This is a genomic window from Streptomyces sp. NPDC034670 (assembly GCF_055574875.1).
In genome coordinates, this window is sequence record NZ_JBVITR010000124.1 from 1 (window position 1) to 2,919 (window position 2,919).

Genomic DNA, 2,919 nt, shown 5'->3' on the forward strand with positions numbered 1-2,919 from the left:
GTTGGACGCGCCGTCCTGGTTGACCGCGCTGCCGCGCACCACGGCCAGCACCTGGTGGCCGTTGCGCCGCGCGTCCGACAGACGCTCCAGCAGCAGCACGCCCACCCCCTCGGCCCAGGCGGTGCCGTCCGCGCCGTCGGCGAAGGCCTTGCAGCGTCCGTCGGGGGCGAGGCCGCGCTGGCGCGAGAACTCGACGAAGACTCCCGGGCTGGACATCACGGCCACGCCGCCGGCGAGCGCCAGCGAGCACTCACCGCTGCGCAGCGCCTGCATCGCGGAGTGCATCGCCACCAGCGACGACGAACACGCCGTGTCGATGGTGAGCGCGGGCCCTTCCAGGCCGAGGATGTACGACACGCGGCCGGAGGCGACGCTGCCCGCGCTGCCGGTCAGGGCGTACCCCTCGGTGCCCGAGGTGCCGCCGCCGAGCCGCGGAGTGTAGTCCTGGGCTCCCATGCCGGTGAAGACGCCGACGTCCTTGCCCCGCAGGGACGTCGGGTCGATGCCCGCCCGCTCGAATACCTCCCACGAGGTCTCCAGCAGCAGCCGCTGCTGCGGATCCATCGCCAGCGCCTCACGCGGTGAGATCCCGAAGAACTCGGCGTCGAAGTCCGCGACACCGTGCAGGAAACCGCCCTTGCGGACGTAGGTCGTGCCGTGGGCGTCGGGGTTGTCGGAGAAAAGGCCGTCGAGGTCCCAGCCGCGGTCGGCCGGGAAGTCGACGAGCGCGTCGCGGCCGTCGGTGAGCAGGGCCCACAGGTCCTCGGGCGAGGAGACGCCACCCGGAAGGCGGCAGCTCATGGAGACGATCGCGATCGGGTCGTCGGTCACGGGCGTCGAGGGCGGGGCTGCCGTGGGCCGGTCCTCGGCGACGGCGTCTCCGAGGAGTTCCGTACGGATGAGCTCGGCCAGCACCCTGGGGTTCGGGTAGTCGAAGACGAGGGTGGCGGGCAGACGCAGCCTGGTGGCGGCGTTGAGACGGTTGCGCAGTTCGACCGCGGTGACGGAGTCGAACCCGATCTCCTTGAACGCCCGGTCCTCCTCGACGCCTTCGGTGTCGGTGTGGCCGAGGACGGCTCCCGCTTCGGTGCGCACCAGGGTCACCAGGAGCTGTTCCTGGTCGGCGGGCGAGAGCCGCAGGAGTTCGGCGCGGAGGGCCGAGGCGTCGGCGGCGGGGTCGTCGTCCGTGTTGCCGGCGAGGATTTCGACGACCTCGGGCAGGCCGCGCAGCAAGGGCCGGGGACGGCGAAGGGTGAAGGCGGGGGCGAAGCGGGTCCAGTCGATGTCGGCGACGACCACGTGGGTCTCGTCGTGCTGGACGGCCTGCTCCAGTGCGGTGACGCCGAGGTGGGGGTCCATCAGGGAGAGGCCGAGCTTTCCGAACTCCCCGGCCATCGGACCGTCGACCATGCCGCCGCCGTCCCAGGCGCCCCAGGCGATGGAGGTGGCGGTCAGTCCGCGGGCACGGCGCTGGTGGGCGAGGCCGTCGAGGTAGGCGTTGGCCCCGGCGTACGAGGTGAGGCCGTTGCTGCCCCAGGCCGTGGCGCCGGAGGAGAAGAGGACGAAGGCGTCGAGTTCGCGGTCGCCGAGCAGGTCGTCCAGGTGACGGGCGCCGTCGATCTTGGCGCGGCCCATCTCGGCGAACTGCTCGACGGTGAGACCGGACAGGGGCGATTCGGTCTGGGAGGCACCGGCGAGGTGCAGGACCGCGGTCAGCGGCAGTTCGGTGGGGACGGCGTCGAGGAGGGCGGCGACGGCGTCGCGGTCGGTGATGTCGCAGGCGGTGATGGTGACCTGCGCGCCGTGGGATTCGAGTTCGGCGCGGAGTTCACCGGCTCCGGGGGCGTCGGGGCCGCGGCGGCTGGTCAGCACCAGGTGCTCGGCGCCCTGCTCGGCGAGCCGGCGGGCGACATGGGCTCCCGTGCCGCCCGTGCCGCCGGTGACGAGGACGGTGCCGCTCGGGGTCCAGGTCTTGGTGGCCGGGGCGCCGTCGAGGGGGGCGCGGCGCATGCGGCGGGCGTGGAGGCCGTCGGCGCGTACGGCGAGCTGGTCCTCGTCGTCGGCTCCGGAGAGCGCGGTGCACAGCAGGTCGAGGGTGCTCGCGTCGGGCAGCCCGGGGCCGGGGGGCAGGTCGACGATGCCGCCCCAGGTGCGGGGGTGGTCCAGTGCGAGGACGGTGCCGACGCCCCACATGACGTGCTGGGGGAGGTCGGTCAGTTCCGCGGGGTCGCCGACGGCGACGCCGCCGGACGTGAGGGCCCACAGGGGTGCCTCGACTCCGGCGTCGCCGAGGGCTTGCACGAGGGTGACGGTGCCGATCGTGCCGCGCGACCAGGTGGGGTGCGCGGGGTGCGGTCGGCTGTCGAGCGCGAGGAGGGACACGACACCCGAGAAGCCCTGGTCGGGCAGGGCGGCGGCCAGCGCCTCCCGGTCGGTGTTCTCGGTGTCGACCTCGACGCGTACGAGCTGTGCGCCGCGTTCGGCGAGACCGGTGACGACGGCCTCGGCGAGCGGGTCGCTGTCGGTGCCGACGACCATGAGCCACGTGCCGGACAGGGTTCCCGAGGACATGGCCGAGGGAGTACCCGAGGGGGTGCCGGTGGCGGCTACGCGGTCCCAGCCGAGGTGGTAGCGCCATCCGTCGACGCGGGAGCGGTCCTGCCGTCGGCGGCGCCACGAGGCGAGCGCGGGCAGGACCTCGTCGAGCACCGAGGCCTTGAGCTGGAGGTCGTCGGCGAGGAGGCCGGTGTCGCCGGCCTCGATCGCAGCCCAGAAGGCGGCGTCGACGGGGTCGGCCTCGACGACCGGGCCGTCGGTCGCGTCGAGCCAGTAGTGCTGGTGCTGGAAGGGATACGTCGGCAGCTCCGTCCGCCGCGCACTCCCCGCATCGAACGCAGCCGCCCAATCGACATCCACACC

The 2,919-nt window shown here is 73.4% G+C and carries 1 protein-coding gene; it reads right to left on the reverse strand.

The window, feature by feature from the left end; all coding sequences use genetic code 11:
- A partial coding sequence (locus tag ACZ56B_RS32695) for an SDR family NAD(P)-dependent oxidoreductase (RefSeq protein ID WP_468798684.1) occupies nucleotides 1–2,919 on the reverse strand: 2,919 nt, incomplete at both ends.